This is a genomic window from Comamonas antarctica, from assembly GCF_013363755.1.
Classification (GTDB): domain Bacteria; phylum Pseudomonadota; class Gammaproteobacteria; order Burkholderiales; family Burkholderiaceae_C; genus Comamonas; species Comamonas antarctica.
Map to the genome: position 1 here is coordinate 362,295 of NZ_CP054840.1, position 13,243 is coordinate 375,537.

Below are 13,243 nucleotides of genomic sequence, written 5' to 3' on the forward strand. Positions count from 1 at the left end.
CGATTGTGTCGCGCACTTCCCATGCTGGGGATGCAGGGGAACCCTTGGGCGGCTCGGCACTTGAGCGCGGCCGCTCATCCTTCGACAGGGTGCCCTGCGCCAGGGTGCCCTGCGCCAGGCTCAGGAAGGCGCGCGCTTTCAGCCCGACATGCTTGGCAGCCTGGTGCATGTGGGTGGAATGCCGCTGCAAGACGCGCTGGCCCGGCGCGCCGTGGACGACGGCGCGCTGCTCGGCGAGGAACTGCTGCGCATAGGCTATGCGGGCCGCGCGCGCGTGGGCTGCCCGTGCGTCGACAGCTTTGTCGAGCTGCATATCGAGCAGGGACCGGTGCTGGACCGCGAAGGCATTGCGATCGGCGTGGTCGAAGGCGTGCAAGGCATCTGCTGGACCGAGCTCACGTTCACCGGCCGCAGCAACCATGCGGGCACCACGCCCATGGCCTTGCGCCAGGACGCGGGCATGGCCGCGGCGCGCGTCGCGGCGCTGGTCCACGCATTGAGCCAGCGCTTCGCGGGGCGCCAGCTCGCCACCGTGGGCGCGCTCACGCTGCAGCCCAACCTCGTCAATGTGATTGCCCAGAGCGCGCTCATGACCGTCGATCTGCGCAACACCGACGGCGCGCTGCTGCAGCAGGCGCAGGGCGCACTGCTGGCCGGCGCGCGCCGCATCGCGGCCGAGCATGGCGTGCTGCTGAGCCACCGGCTGCTGGCCGATTTCGCGCCCGTGGCCTTCGACGCCGCGCTGGTCGACAGCGTGGAGCGCGCGGCCCGGGCACAAGGCCTGTCGACGCTGCGCCTGCCCAGCGGTGCGGGCCATGACGCGCAGATGCTGGCGCGCGTCTGCCCCACGGCCATGGTGTTCGTGCCCAGCCGCGACGGCCTGAGCCACAACGTGCGTGAATTCACCGCGCCCGAGCAACTGGTGCAGGGTGCGAACGTGCTGCTGCAGGTGCTGCTCGAACGCGCCGACCGCTGATCCTCCCTCACCGCTTCATTCAAGGAATTCCAGGATGTCCCGAATCGTCAATGTCGCCCTGGGCCAACTGGGCCCGGTGCAGCGCGCCGACTCCCGCACGGCCGTCGTCGCGCGCCTGTGCGCCATGATGCGCGAGGCGCACAGCCTCGGCGCACAGGTGATCGTCTACCCCGAACTCGCGCTCACGACCTTCTTTCCGCGCTGGTTCATCGAGGACGACGCCGAGATCGACCGCTACTTCGAGCCGACCATGCCCAGCCGGGAAACACTGCCGCTGTTCGAACTCTCGCGCGCGCTTGGCGTGGGTTTTTACCTCGGCTATGCCGAGCTCGCCGAGGAGGGCGGCCGGCGCATGCGCTACAACAGCGCCATCCTCGTCGACCGCAGCGGCAGCATTGTCGGCAAGTACCGCAAGATCCACGTGCCCGGGCACTTCGAGCACGAGCCCTGGCGCAGGTTCCAGCATCTGGAGAAGCGCTATTTCACGCCGGGCAAGTCGTTCGACGTGTACCAGGCCTTTGGCGGCACCGTGGGCATGGCGCTGTGCAACGACCGGCGCTGGGCCGAGAGCTACCGCGTGATGGCGCTGCAGGGCGCGGAGCTGGTGTTCATTGGCTACAACACGCCGGTGCACAACGCGCCCGCGCCCCAGCACGACGACCTGTCGCTGTTCCACAACCAGCTTGCCGTGCAGGCTGGGGCCTACCAGAACGGCTGCTGGGTGGCGAGCGTCGCCAAGGGCGGGCTCGAGGAGGGCGTCGAGAGCATTGCCGGCAGCCTGCTGGTCGCGCCCTCGGGCGAGGTCGTGACGCGCTGCGTGACCAAGGATGACGAAGTCGTGGTCGGCCGTTGCGACCTCGATTTCTGCGCGGTCTACAAGCGCACGACCTTCAACTTCGACCTGCACCGCCACCCCGAGTGCTACGGCCTGATCACCGCGCGCAAGGGCGAGACGCTGGCCGCGGATGGCACGCGGCTGACGGGGGCCTGAACGCCGCGCGCAATGCCTGGGTCGGCCGCAGGGCCGGGGCCCTGGCGCGCCGGCTGCGCTGGCTATGATCGGCGCGCCGCCGGCACCTCCGGCACGCGAGGATGGATATGGCGGATCTCCGTGGGCAGCCCATTGCGGCAACCGAGCCGCGGCCCGGCAGCGCGGCCGGCGCATGGCCGGATCCAGGCTTCGACGCCACCAGCGGCTACTGGCAGCGCATCGTCACGGCCGGGGAGCTGGCGCAGTCCGCGGCGCCGCCGTACCAGCGCAGCTATCCCGCGCGGCTGCGCGACGGTCGCTATCTGCTGCTGCCGCTGCGCGCGCTGCCCGGCGATCCCGGGCGCTGCATGGCATCGCTGGTGGCGAACCAGGCCGCGCTCGAGGTGGTGCAGGCGCTGGCCCAGTCCATGGTCGAGCAGGCGCGCGGCTTCACGGTCGATGCCGTGGTCGGGCTGCCGACGCTGGGCCTGTCGTTGGCGCCCGCCGTGGCGCGCGGCCTGGGCCATGCGCGCTTCATTCCCCTGGGTTTCTCGCGCAAGTACTGGTACCGCGACGAGCTGTCCGAGCCGGTGCGCTCGATCACCTCGCCGGGCCAGGACCGGCGGCTGTATCTCGATCCGCACCAGGCGGCGCTGCTCGGCGGCAGGCGCGTGCTGATCGTCGACGACACCGTGAGCACCGGCTCGACCATGCTCTCGGCCCTGCGGCTGCTCGAGCGTTGCGGTGCGCAGGTGGTGGCGGCCGCGGTGGCCATGCGCCAGGGCACGCGCTGGCGCGAGCGCCTGCGCCAGGCCGGTGGCCGGCCGGTGCCGGTGCTGGGCGCGCTGGACGCGCCCATGCTGGTGCGCACGCCGGCGGGCTGGATGCCCGAAGCTTGAGGCCGGCGTCAGGCCGGCGGTGCCAGGCTGGCCGTGCACTTCTGCGCCAGCGCCATCAGATAGCCCTCGGCAATCGACAACCCGTGATAGGAGTCGGTCTCGAACAGGCGCAGCGGCATGGCGTCGTGATCGAGGCGCACCTGCTCGCGATTCTTCAGGACGGCGTAGTACTTGCCGCTGTCCTTGTCGCGGCGGATCTCGAAGCTCGCGTCCTTGAGGCTCAGCCGGCGGGCGTGGCGCGTGTCGCCTTCGATCACGGTCACGGTGCAGCGGTCGCGCTCGTCCTCGAACTCCCAGTCGTCGCCAATCAGCGACAGGCGCGCGATCTGGTTCAGCGCATCGGCGAGCTGGTTGGGCGAAGCCCGGTCCTTGTCGATGACCACATCCTCGGTCGGATAGCCTTCGGTCAGCCGCTCGCGGAACTCGGAGCAGGCGCTCAGCGCAGCCAGGGCCGCTGCGCCGCACAGCATCGGGATCTTGTTCATGGAAGAGGCGCCCTGCCGGCGCGGGCCGGCAGGGCAGGGCCATCAATGTTGCGCGGGACCAATTCTCTCGATGCTCACCTTGCCAAGCACATCGTCTTCGTTTTCCAGCACCGTGAAGCGCCAGTCGCCGATGTCGATCTGCGTGCCCTTGGCCGGCACGCCGCCATGGCGGTCGGTGAGCAGGCCGCTGAGCGTGGCATAGAAGTCGTTGGCATGGATCAGCTGCTGCGTGTCGAGCAGCTGCTGCACCAGATGCGGGTCGGTGGCGCCGCTGGCGATCCACAGGTTGTCGTGCTCGGCCGACTTCTGGATGGTGAAGGTCTCGTCCTCATCCGGGAACTCGCCGGCAATGGCTTCGAGCACGTCGATCGGCGTCACCACGCCGCACATCACGTTGAACTCGTTCTTGACGATGACCATGCGCCCCTTGGAGGTCCGCAGGTCGTTGAGCAGCGCAATGACGCCCGTGCTTTCCTGCACGAACAGCGGGCGCTTGATGGTGCCGGGCTGGATCGAGCCGAACTGCATCAGGTCGCGCAGCATGTCCTTGGCGCGCGCCACGCCGACCAGCTCGTCGATGCTGTCGTTGCAGACCGGCAGGTAGCTGTGCGGGTTGTCGTTGAGCGACAGCCGGATGTCCTCGGCATCGCCGTTGAGGTCCACCCAGTCGACGTCCGACACCGGCGTCATGATCGAGCGCACCTTGCGCTCGGCCAGCGACAGCACGCCCGTGACCATCAGCCGTTCCTCGGGCGCAAAGGCCTGGGGCTCGGCCGGCGTATCGGCGCTCGCGGCCTCGTGCACCGCATGCGCCTGGCGCGCCGACATCAGCGACAGCACCTTGTTGGCCGTGCGCTCGCGCAGCGGAATGCGCTGCTCCAGCGCCTTGGCATTGCGCGACGTGACCTGGTTGAAGAACTCGATCAGGATCGAGAAGCCAATGGCCGCATAGAGGTAGCCCTTGGGCACATGGAAGCCCAGGCCTTCGGCGACCAGGCTGAAGCCGATCATCAGCAGGAAGCTCAGGCACAGCACGATCACCGTCGGGTGCGCGTTGACGAAGCGCGTCAGCGGCTTCGACGCCAGCAGCATGACGCCGATCGAGATGACCACGGCGGCCATCATGACCGGCAGGTCGTCGACCATGCCCACGGCGGTGATCACCGCATCCAGCGAGAACACCGCGTCGAGGATCACGATCTGCGTCACGACCGCGAAGAAGCTCGAGTAGCCCTTGCCGGCATTCGAGGAGTGGGTCACTCCTTCCATGCGTTCATGCAGTTCGGTGGTGGCCTTGAAGATCAGGAACAGTCCGCCGAGCAGCAGGATCAGGTCGCGTCCCGAGAAGGACAGCGGTCCGAGATTGATCAGTGGCGTGGTGAGCGTGGCGATCCAGGAGATGATCGTCAGCAGGCCCAGGCGCATGAACAGCGCGAGGCTCAGGCCGATGATCCGGGCCTTGTCCCGCTGGTGCGGCGGGAGCTTTTCGGAAAGGATGGCGATGAAGATGAGATTGTCGATGCCCAGGACGATCTCGAGCAGCACCAGGGTCATGAGGCCGACCCAGATGGCGGGGTCGCTGAATAACTCGATCATTGGCGGCCTCCATCGGGAGTGGAAATGGAGGCCGGAATTAACGCATCGTTTGCCGCGGGGGCAGGTTTGTCAGGCATGTTCTTGCAGTTGGCTGAGGACGTTCTCAGAGCCGCATTCTGCAAGAAAGTTCAAGCCGTCTCCAAAATTCGTCCCCACGGCGCGCTGCCCCGGGGCCGGGAATTGCGGCTCAATTGCGGCGCTTGAGCATCCGGTCGATCTTCTGGTCCGTCTTGTACTGGCTCAGCGCATACACGGCCCAGATGGCCGCCGGAATCCAGCCGATCAGCGTGATCTGCAGCACCAGGCACAGCAATCCGGAAAATGGCCGGCCGATGGTGAAGAACACGGAAAAGGGCAGCAGCAGGGCAAGAAGCAGTCGCATGGTGATCCATCAAAGATGAGCCAGCGGTCCTAAGCCGCCGCAGGCCGTACTCAACATATTTCGTCGCGCGCCGTATTTTCAAGATGGCTGGTGTCGGCCCAGCCCACCAGACCCAGGCCCTGCGGGCTCCACAGCAGCCGGTTGATGGCCGCGTTGCCGAGCGCAAAGGTGCGCGGCGCCTGCAGCTCCTGGCCCGTGGCCAGGCGGTACAGCGTGTCGAGCACGCCGCCGTGCGCCGTGAGCACGATCAGCTCGCCCGCGTGGCGTGCGGCCAGCCGCTCGACGGTGGCGCGCACGCGCTCGCGCAGCATGCGCAGCGATTCACCGCCCGGCGGCGTGAATTCGGGGTCGCGCTGGCGCCAGCGCTGCGCGACTTCGGGCAGCTCGGCTTCGAGCTCGGCAAAGGTCCGGCCTTCGTAGATGCCGAAGCTGCGCTCGCGCAAGCCGGGGTCGGCCGCGAGCGGCGCGCCCGTGGCGCGGGCCACGGCCTCGGCGGTCTGGTACGCGCGCTGCAGGTCGCTGCTGTAGATCTGCGCCACGGGCTCATCGACCAGCGCCCGGCCCGCCTGCTCGGCCTGCCACAGGCCCAGTTCGTTGAGCGGAATGTCCTGGTGGCCCTGCAGGCGGGCGCTGGCGTTCCAGGGGGTTTCTCCGTGGCGGATGGCAATGATGCGGGTGGCTTGCATGCGGCGGAACAATCAAGAGGCGGTAACCGGCGATTGTGCGGCAACCGGCTTGGCCGGGCCGCAGAAGGGTTTCGAGCGCCGTGCCCGCCAGGCAAAGGCGGTGCTGCTGCGCATGCACGCGCGGCAGTGGCCGACACAGGGGCGGTGCTTGCATCCTTTGCCGGGGCGCGGGCCGCCGCCAAGATCGCAGGCAGTACCTGTCCCACCTTTAGCCAAGGAGACTGCGATGCTGCGCAAACCACTGCTTTCTTCGCTTCTGGCTGCCGGCCTGCTGGCCGCGGCAGGCGCCCCGGCCGAAACGCTGCGCTGGGCGCGCGCGTCGGATCCCACCTCGCTCGATCCACATGCCTTCAATGTCGGCACCAATTTCGCGCTGCTGCACCAGATGTACGAGACGCTGCTGACGCGCGACGCGCGCGGCCGGCTGGTGCCCGCGCTGGCCACGTCCTGGAACATGACCAGCGACCCCACGGTCTGGGAGTTCAAGCTGCGCCCGGGCGTGAAGTTCCATGACGGTGCAACGCTCGGCGCCAGGGACGTGGTGTTCTCGCTGAACCGTGCCAGGGGCCCGACGGCGCAGGTCAAGTCGCTGCTGTCGTCCATGGTCGAGGCCAGGGCGGTCGACGACCTCACGGTGCAGGTCAAGACCAGCGGTCCGAACCTGATCTTTCCCAACAACCTCACCAACCTGTTCATCATGAACGAGGCCTGGGCCAAGGCCAAGGGCGCCACGGCCACGCAGGATGCGGCCACCAGCATCGAGAACTTCGCCACGCGCAACGCCAACGGCACGGGCCCCTACCGGCTGGTCAGCCGCGAGCAGGATGCGAAGACCGTGATGAAGCTCCACCCCCAATACTGGGGCAAGGGCCAGGCGCTGCTGCAGGTCACCGAGCTGATCTATGTGCCGATCAAGTCGCCGGCCACGCGCATTGCCGCGCTGCTGTCGGGCGAGGTCGACTTCACCCAGGACGTGCCGGCGCAGGACGTGGCGCGCCTCAAGCAGGACCCGCGCCTGCGCATCAACGAAGGGCCGGAGAACCGCTCCATCTTCCTGGGCCTCAATGTCGGCGCCAGGGAACTCAAGTATTCGACGCTCAAGGGCCGCAACCCGCTGGCCAATGCGCGCGTGCGCGAAGCCATCCACCTGGCGATCGACCGCGATGCGATCAGGCGCTCGGTCATGCGCGGGCTGTCGATTCCCTCGGGCATCATCGCGCCGCCGTTCGTGCATGGCTACACCAAGGCCATGGCGGCCTATCCCCAGGTCGACGTGCCGCGCGCGAAGAAGCTGATGGCCGATGCCGGCTATGCCGACGGCTTCGATCTCACGCTGTACTCGACCAATGACCGCTATGTGAACGACGAGGCGATCAGCACCGCCGTCGCCGGTTTCCTGGGCCGCATCGGCATCAAGACCACGGTGGTCGCGCGGCCGATCGCGCAGCACAGCGTGGCCATCAACAACGCCGACGCCGACTTCTACCTGTTCGGCTGGGGCGTGCCGACCTATGACTCGGCCTATATCTTCGACTTCCTGGTCTATACGCGCGGCAAGGACGGGCGCGGGCCGACCAATGCCACGGGCTTCAGCAATGCGCGCGTCGATGCCGACATTGCTTCGCTGGCCGCCGAGGCCGACAAGGCAAAGCGCGACGCGGCCATACAGCGCATCTGGGACGTGGTGCAGAAGGAGCGCTTCTACATTCCGCTGCATGACCAGATGGTGCATTTCGCCTCCATCCGGCGGCTCAACATCCCGGTCCATCCGGAAAACGAGGTGCATTTCAAGGACGTCAAGTTTGAAACCAAGTGACACATCTTGGGTGGGCCGGGCCGCGATGCCCTGACGTTTACCCCCTTGATTGCCGTGATGTGCCACCCCAAGATGGCTGCGGCACAGGATGCGGGCCTGGATCTTGCATCGGTGTGGCGTGCAATGCGGCAGCGGGCGGGAAAGCTGCGCGCTGCTTGGCTTCTTTCACTTTGTTGGGGGGAAATGCGATGCTGCTGAAATTGTTGTCCTCGTCCCTGCTTGCCGCAGGCCTGCTCGCTGCCAGCGGCGCCCAAGCCGAGACCCTGCGCTGGGCGCGTGCCTCCGATCCCACCACGCTCGATCCGCACTCGTTCAACACCGGCACCAATTTCGTGCTCTCGCACCAGATGTACGAGACGCTGGTCACGCGCGACGCCAAAGGCAAGCTCGTGCCCACGCTGGCCACGGCGTGGAAGCTCACCTCCGACCCCACGGTCTGGGAATTCAAGCTGCGTCCCGGCGTCAAATTCCACGATGGCGCGGCGTTCACGGCCAAGGACGTGGTGTTCTCGCTGAACCGTGCCAAGGGCCCCACGGCGCAGGTCAAGTCGCTGCTGGCCTCGATGGTCGAGGCCAAGGCCGTCGACGAGCTCACGGTGCATGTCAAGACCAACGGCCCGAACCTGATCTTCCCCGACAACCTGACCAATCTGTTCATCATGAACGAGGCCTGGGCCAAGGCCAAGGGCGCGGAGACCACGCAGGACCCGGCCAGTTCCACCGAGAATTTCGCCACGCGCAACGCCAACGGCACCGGCCCCTACCAGCTGGTGAGCCGCGAACAGGACGCGCGCACGGTCATGAAGGCCAACCCGCAGTACTGGGGCAAGGGCCAGGCGCCGCTGCAGATCACCGAGCTGATCTACCTGCCGATCAAGTCGCCGGCCACGCGCGTGGCCGCACTGCTGTCGGGCGAGGTCGACTTCGCGCAGGACATTCCCGCGCAGGACGTGGCCCGGCTCAAGCAGGACCAGCGCCTGCGCATCAACGAAGGCCCGGAAAACCGCTCGATCTTCCTGGGCCTCAACGTCGGCGGCAAGGAGCTCAAGCATTCGAGCCTCAAGGGCAAGAACCCGCTGGCCGATGCGCGCGTGCGCGAAGCCATCCATCTGGCCATCGACCGCGACGCGATCAAGCGCTCGGTCATGCGCGGACTGTCGATTCCCTCGGGCATGATCGCGCCGTCGTTCGTCAACGGCTACAGCAAGGCCATGGCCGCCTATCCCAAGGCCGATGCCGCCAAGGCCAGGCAACTGCTGGCCGATGCCGGCTACCCGAACGGTTTCGACCTGACGCTGCACACCTCGAACGACCGCTACGTCAACGACGAAGCCATCAGCACCGCGATTGCCGGTTTCCTGGGCCGCGTGGGCATCAAGACCACGGTGGTCGCGCGGCCGATCGCGCAGCAGAGCGTGGCCATCAACAACGCCGATCTCGACTTCTACCTCTATGGCTGGGGCGTGCCGACCTATGACTCGGCGTATATCTTCGATTTCCTGGTGCACACGCGCGGCAAGGACGGACGCGGGCCGACCAACGCCACGGGCTTCAGCAACGCCCAGGTCGATACCGACATCGTGTCGCTGGCTTCCGAGGCCGACAAGGCCAGGCGCGACCAGACGATTGCGCGCATCTGGGAGGTGGTGCAGAAGGAGCGTTTCTACATTCCGCTGCACGACCAGGTGATCCATTTCGCCTCGATCAAGCGCATCGACGTACCGGTGCACCCGGACAACGCCGTGCTGTTCAAGGATGTGAAGCTGGCCGCGAAGTGAGGCCGGCATGCTCGCCTACCTGTTGCGGCGCCTGGGCCAGTCGGCCCTGGTGCTGCTCGCGGTCTCCCTCATTGCGTTCATGGTGTTCCGCCATATCGGCGACCCGACGATCAGCCTGCTGGGCGAGGATGCAACGCTGGAGGAACGCGCGGCGCTGAACGCCGAGCTGGGCTTCGACAAGCCCGTGCCGCTGCAGTACCTGAACTATGTGGGCAAGGTGGTGCAGGGCGACCTGGGCATCTCCTACCGCCTCAAGCGGCCGGTCAGCGAAGTCATTGCCGAGCGCCTGCCGGCCACGCTGGAGCTGGCGCTGCTGGCCTCGGTCGGCGCGCTGGCGATCGGCCTGGTGCTGGGCGTCTATACCGCGCTCAGAAGCGAAGGCTGGCTCAGCCGCGCGGTCATGACCGGCTCGCTGATCGGGGTCTCGCTGCCCACGTTCCTGATCGGCATCGGCCTGATCTATCTGTTTGCCGTCGAGCTGCGCTGGCTGCCCTCGTTCGGCCGCGGCACCACGGTCAAGGTCGGCGCCTGGGAGACCGGCCTGCTCACGGCCTCGGGCTGGAGCGCCATCATCCTGCCGGCGATCACGCTGGGCTTCTACAACATGACGCTGATCATGCGGCTGGTGCGCGCCGAGATGCTCGAGGTGCTGCGCTCCGACTACATCCGCTTCGGCCGCGCGCGCGGGCTGCGCGAGAAGGACCTGTACTTCGGCCATGCGCTGCGCAACACGCTGATTCCGGTCATCACCATTGCCGGCCTGCAGATCGGCACGCTGATCGCGTTTTCCATCGTCACCGAAACCGTGTTCCAGTGGCCGGGCGTGGGCCTGCTCTTCATCTCGTCCATCCAGGGCGTCGATGTGCCGCTGATCGCGGCCTACCTGATGTTCATCGCGCTGCTGTACGTGGTGATCAACCTGCTGGTGGACTTCCTCTACCTGGCCGTCGACCCGCGCCTGCGCCGGCGCTGAGAGAGGAACCGGACATGCCCGAAGTGATCGAGAAACCCTTGCCCGCCGCGCGGCGCGGCTGGCGCCAGAGCGACTCGCCGGTCAAGCGCGCGTTTGCGCGCTCGCGCACCGTGCAGCTGGCCTCGGCGGTGCTGCTGCTGATCGTGCTGGCCACGCTGTTCGCGCCCTGGCTGGCGTGGCAGAACCCGTTCGATTCCGCGGCGCTGGAGTTGAACGACGCCTTCCTGCGGCCCGGCTCCGAGGGCCTGCACGGCGCGTTCTACGCGCTGGGCGCCGACGATCAGGGCCGCGACGTGGCTTCGGCCATCCTCTACGGGCTGCGCATGTCGATGCTGGTCGGTGTATCGGCGGTGCTGCTGTCGCTGTGCATAGGCATTCCGCTGGGCCTGGTCGCGGGCTACGCCGGCGGCTGGTTCGATACGCTGCTGATGCGCCTGGCCGACGTGCAGCTGACCTTCCCGGTGATCCTGGTGGCGATGTTGATCCTGGGCATCGTGCGCGGCGTGGTGCCCGAGGGCGCGCGCGATCAGGCCGCGGTGCTGGTCATCATCCTGGCCATCGCGCTGTCCGACTGGGTGCAGTACGCGCGCACGGTGCGCGGCGCCGTCATGGTCGAGAAGCAAAAAGACTATGTGCTGGCCGCGCAGCTGATCGGCCGCAGCCGCACGGCGATCCTGGGCCGGCATATCCTGCCCAACCTGCTCGCGCCCATCCTGGTCATTGCCGCGATCAGTTTCGCGCAGGCCATCGTCGCCGAGTCCACGTTGTCGTACCTGGGCGTGGGCCTGCCGCCGACCCAGCCGTCGCTGGGCACGCTGATCCGCATCGGCCAGGGCTTCCTGTTCTCGGGCGAGTGGTGGATCCTGCTGTTCCCCTCGCTGGTGCTGCTGGCCCTGGCACTGTCCGTCAACCTGGTCGGCGACTGGCTGCGCGACGCCCTCAATCCCAAGCTGCAATGAGCGCTACCGACCACTTTTCCCCGCCGGTGCTGCGCGTGCGCCAGCTGGGCGTGACCTTCGATACCTACCGCGGCCCGGTGCAGGTGCTGGACGATGTGAGCTTCGAGATTGGCGCCGGCGAAATCCTGGGCGTGGTCGGCGAGTCGGGCGCGGGCAAGTCCATGACGGGCGCGGCCGTGATCGGGCTGATCGACCCGCCCGGACGCATTTCCAGCGGCACCATCGAGCTGGACGGCAAGCGCATCGACGAACTGCGCGGCGAGGCCATGCGCCGCATCCGCGGCCGGCGCATTGGCTCGATCTTCCAGGACCCCCTGACCAGCCTGAACCCGGTCTACACCGTGGGCCGGCATCTGGTGGAAACCATCCGCACCCACCTGCCGGTGACCGAAGCCCAGGCGCGGGCGCGCGCGCTGGCGCTGCTCGAGGAAGTCGAGATTCCCGATCCCAGGTTGCGCTTCGGCCAGTACCCGCACCAGTTCTCGGGCGGCATGCGCCAGCGCGTGGCCATTGCGCTGGCGCTGTGCGCCGAGCCGCAACTGGTCATTGCCGACGAACCGACGACGGCACTCGATGTCTCGGTACAGGCGCAGATCATCGCGCTGCTGCGCCGCGTGTGCCGCGAGCGCGGCGCCGCGGCGATGCTGATCACCCACGACATGGGCGTCATTGCCGAGACCGCCGACCGGGTCATGGTCATGTACCAGGGCCGGGTGCTCGAAACCGGCCCGGTGCGCGAAGTGCTGGACCGGCCGGCCCAGCCCTATACGCGGGTGCTGATGGCGGCAATCCCGTCCGTGCACGAGCGGCTGGAGCGGCTGCCCGTGCCGGAAGTTGGCAGCCCGGCTTCAGCCCCGGCCGTCAAGGCCGAACCCGTGCCACGCGCCAACCCCGGCGCGGCCAAGACCCTGGTCGAGGTGCGCCATCTGGGCAAGGAATTCGATCTGTCGCCGGGCTGGCTCGAACGCCTGGTATCGCGCGAGCCGCGCAAGCTGCTGCAGGCCGTGGACGACGTGAGTTTCGCGATCCGCCAGGGCCGCACCTTTGGGCTGGTCGGCGAATCGGGCTCGGGCAAATCGACGGTGGCGCGCATGGTCGCGGGCCTCACGCTGCCCACGCGCGGCCAGGTGCTGTTCGATGGCAAGGACCGCTTCGAGGCCCAGGTCGACCTGCGCCGGCGCATCCAGATGATCTTCCAGGACCCGTATGCGAGCCTGAACCCGCGCTGGACCGTGGCGCAGTTGATTTCCGAACCGCTGGAGGTGCTGGCCCTGAGCGCGCGCCCCGACGAGACCGCCGAGCGCGTGGCCCAGGCGCTGCGCCGCGTGCGCATGACGCCCGACGACGCGCGCAAGTACCCGCACCAGTTCTCGGGCGGCCAGCGCCAGCGCATCGCCATCGCGCGCGCGCTCGCAAGCCAGCCTGAGTTCATCATCTGCGACGAACCGACCTCGGCGCTCGATGTGTCCGTGCAGGCCCAGGTGCTGAACCTGATGCGCGATCTGCAGGAGGAGTGCGGCCTGACCTATCTGCTGATCAGCCACAACCTCGCGGTCATCCGCCACATGTGCGACGACATCGGTGTCATGCAGCGCGGCCGGCTGGTCGAAGCCGGCGATGCGCAGGCGGTGCTCGATGCGCCCCGGCATGACTACACGCGCGCGCTGATGGCGGCGGTGCCGGACATCCAGCACGCGCATTGAGGCTTGCCAGCCGTCGGCGC

General features: G+C 67.7%; 12 protein-coding genes. 8 read left to right on the plus strand and 4 right to left on the minus strand.

The features are described 5' to 3' along the window. Nucleotides 1–109: 109 nt before the first annotated feature. The 3 genes from HUK68_RS01700 to HUK68_RS01710 all read left to right on the plus strand — a co-directional run bounded on the left by HUK68_RS01700 (nucleotide 110) and on the right by HUK68_RS01710 (nucleotide 2,845). Nucleotides 110–976: a hydantoinase/carbamoylase family amidase gene (locus HUK68_RS01700; protein ID WP_350355233.1), complete on the plus strand. Its 867-nt coding sequence runs from the start codon at nucleotides 110–112 to the stop codon at nucleotides 974–976. Between the two features lie 34 nt (nucleotides 977–1,010). Continuing rightward, complete coding sequence (locus HUK68_RS01705) at nucleotides 1,011–1,967, plus strand: N-carbamoyl-D-amino-acid hydrolase (RefSeq protein WP_175502645.1); 957 nt, start codon at nucleotides 1,011–1,013, stop codon at nucleotides 1,965–1,967. A 107-nt stretch (nucleotides 1,968–2,074) separates the two neighbouring features. Further along, nucleotides 2,075–2,845, plus strand: coding sequence for a phosphoribosyltransferase (locus HUK68_RS01710; RefSeq protein WP_175502646.1), 771 nt, complete (start codon nucleotides 2,075–2,077; stop codon nucleotides 2,843–2,845). Nucleotides 2,846–2,853: 8 nt separating this feature from the next. Here the strand turns inward: HUK68_RS01710 and HUK68_RS01715 are convergent, their stop codons facing one another. The 4 genes from HUK68_RS01715 to HUK68_RS01730 all read right to left on the minus strand — a co-directional run bounded on the left by HUK68_RS01715 (nucleotide 2,854) and on the right by HUK68_RS01730 (nucleotide 5,994). After that, nucleotides 2,854–3,330 (minus strand): hypothetical protein, encoded by a 477-nt coding sequence (locus HUK68_RS01715; RefSeq protein WP_175502647.1) that lies wholly within the window; start codon nucleotides 3,328–3,330, stop codon nucleotides 2,854–2,856. Between the two features lie 42 nt (nucleotides 3,331–3,372). Further along, nucleotides 3,373–4,923, minus strand: a complete 1,551-nt coding sequence (locus HUK68_RS01720) for a TerC family protein (RefSeq protein WP_175505698.1) — start codon at nucleotides 4,921–4,923, stop codon at nucleotides 3,373–3,375. 190 nt (nucleotides 4,924–5,113) lie between these two features. After that, on the minus strand, nucleotides 5,114–5,308 hold the full coding sequence (locus tag HUK68_RS01725) for a YqaE/Pmp3 family membrane protein (protein WP_175502648.1): 195 nt from the start codon (nucleotides 5,306–5,308) through the stop codon (nucleotides 5,114–5,116). A 50-nt stretch (nucleotides 5,309–5,358) separates the two neighbouring features. Continuing rightward, nucleotides 5,359–5,994: a histidine phosphatase family protein gene (locus HUK68_RS01730; RefSeq protein ID WP_175502649.1), complete on the minus strand. Its 636-nt coding sequence runs from the start codon at nucleotides 5,992–5,994 to the stop codon at nucleotides 5,359–5,361. A 226-nt stretch (nucleotides 5,995–6,220) separates the two neighbouring features. On the opposite strand from HUK68_RS01730, the gene HUK68_RS01735 reads away from it, so the two are divergent. The 5 genes from HUK68_RS01735 to HUK68_RS01755 all read left to right on the plus strand — a co-directional run bounded on the left by HUK68_RS01735 (nucleotide 6,221) and on the right by HUK68_RS01755 (nucleotide 13,223). Further along, a complete protein-coding gene (locus HUK68_RS01735) occupies nucleotides 6,221–7,810 on the plus strand; it encodes an ABC transporter substrate-binding protein (protein WP_175502650.1) in 1,590 nt (529 codons plus the stop codon). 188 nt (nucleotides 7,811–7,998) lie between these two features. After that, complete coding sequence (locus HUK68_RS01740; protein WP_175502651.1) at nucleotides 7,999–9,588, plus strand: ABC transporter substrate-binding protein; 1,590 nt, start codon at nucleotides 7,999–8,001, stop codon at nucleotides 9,586–9,588. 7 nt (nucleotides 9,589–9,595) lie between these two features. After that, the gene (locus HUK68_RS01745; RefSeq protein WP_175502652.1) at nucleotides 9,596–10,561 is read left to right on the plus strand and encodes an ABC transporter permease; all 966 of its coding nucleotides are present in this window, start codon (nucleotides 9,596–9,598) and stop codon (nucleotides 10,559–10,561) included. Nucleotides 10,562–10,575: 14 nt separating this feature from the next. After that, nucleotides 10,576–11,520, plus strand: coding sequence for an ABC transporter permease (locus HUK68_RS01750; RefSeq protein WP_175502653.1), 945 nt, complete (start codon nucleotides 10,576–10,578; stop codon nucleotides 11,518–11,520). Next, nucleotides 11,517–13,223, plus strand: coding sequence for a dipeptide ABC transporter ATP-binding protein (locus tag HUK68_RS01755; protein ID WP_175502654.1), 1,707 nt, complete (start codon nucleotides 11,517–11,519; stop codon nucleotides 13,221–13,223). Before HUK68_RS01750 ends, HUK68_RS01755 begins: the two co-directional genes overlap by 4 nt. The last annotated feature ends 20 nt before the right edge of the window (nucleotides 13,224–13,243 follow it).

Excerpts from the sequence above, each read along its gene's own strand:
- HUK68_RS01705 (WP_175502645.1), top strand. The coding sequence starts at position 1,011 with ATGTCCCGAATCGTCAATGTCGCCCTGGGCCAACTGGGCCCGGTGCAG.
- HUK68_RS01710 (WP_175502646.1), top strand. The coding sequence starts at position 2,075 with ATGGCGGATCTCCGTGGGCAGCCCATTGCGGCAACCGAGCCGCGGCCC.
- HUK68_RS01715 (WP_175502647.1), bottom strand. The coding sequence starts at position 3,330 with ATGAACAAGATCCCGATGCTGTGCGGCGCAGCGGCCCTGGCTGCGCTG.
- HUK68_RS01725 (WP_175502648.1), bottom strand. The coding sequence starts at position 5,308 with ATGCGACTGCTTCTTGCCCTGCTGCTGCCCTTTTCCGTGTTCTTCACC.
- HUK68_RS01730 (WP_175502649.1), bottom strand. The coding sequence starts at position 5,994 with ATGCAAGCCACCCGCATCATTGCCATCCGCCACGGAGAAACCCCCTGG.
- HUK68_RS01735 (WP_175502650.1), top strand. The coding sequence starts at position 6,221 with ATGCTGCGCAAACCACTGCTTTCTTCGCTTCTGGCTGCCGGCCTGCTG.
- HUK68_RS01740 (WP_175502651.1), top strand. The coding sequence starts at position 7,999 with ATGCTGCTGAAATTGTTGTCCTCGTCCCTGCTTGCCGCAGGCCTGCTC.
- HUK68_RS01745 (WP_175502652.1), top strand. The coding sequence starts at position 9,596 with ATGCTCGCCTACCTGTTGCGGCGCCTGGGCCAGTCGGCCCTGGTGCTG.
- HUK68_RS01750 (WP_175502653.1), top strand. The coding sequence starts at position 10,576 with ATGCCCGAAGTGATCGAGAAACCCTTGCCCGCCGCGCGGCGCGGCTGG.
- HUK68_RS01755 (WP_175502654.1), top strand. The coding sequence starts at position 11,517 with ATGAGCGCTACCGACCACTTTTCCCCGCCGGTGCTGCGCGTGCGCCAG.